The 722-nt window shown below is 58.2% G+C and carries 1 rRNA gene; it reads right to left on the reverse strand.

Annotation, left to right across the window (positions count from 1 at the left end):
• Positions 1–722, reverse strand: a 23S ribosomal RNA gene (locus tag B4113_RS14985); the annotation flags it as partial.

Genomic DNA, 722 nt, shown 5'->3' on the forward strand with positions numbered 1-722 from the left:
CGCCTCCACCGAAGCTGGCGCTCCGGCTTCTCAGGCTCCCACCTATCCTGTACAAGCGATACCAAAATTCCATATCAGGCTGCAGTAAAGCTCCACGGGGTCTTTCCGTCCTGTCGCGGGGAACCTGCATCTTCACAGGTAGTATAATTTCACCGGGTCTCTCGTTGAGACAGCGCCCAAGTCGTTACACCTTTCGTGCGGGTCGGAACTTACCCGACAAGGAATTTCGCTACCTTAGGACCGTTATAGTTACGGCCGCCGTTTACTGGGGCTTCGGTTCGCACCTTCGCTTCCGCTCAGCGCTCCCCTTAACCTTCCAGCACCGGGCAGGTGTCAGCCCCTATACGTCGCCTTTCGGCTTCGCAGAGACCTGTGTTTTTGATAAACAGTCGCTTGGGCCTTTTCACTGCGGCTCTTCCAGGCTCTTCACCCGAAAGAGCACCCCTTCTCCCGAAGTTACGGGGTCATTTTGCCGAGTTCCTTAACGAGAGTTCTCCCGCGCGCCTGAGGATTCTCTCCTCGCCTACCTGTGTCGGTTTGCGGTACGGGCACCTCTTCCCTCGCTAGAGGCTTTTCTTGGCAGTGTGAAATCGGGGACTTCCGGATGACTCCGTCGCCATCACAGCTTGGCCTTCCGGCCAGCGGATTTGCCTACTGGCCAGCCTCACTGCTTGGACAGGCTCTTCCAGCCGCCTGCTCGCCCTATCCTCCTGCGTCCCCCC

The sequence above is a fragment of the Geobacillus sp. B4113_201601 genome (genome assembly GCF_001587475.1).
GTDB lineage: Bacteria > Bacillota > Bacilli > Bacillales > Anoxybacillaceae > Geobacillus > Geobacillus icigianus.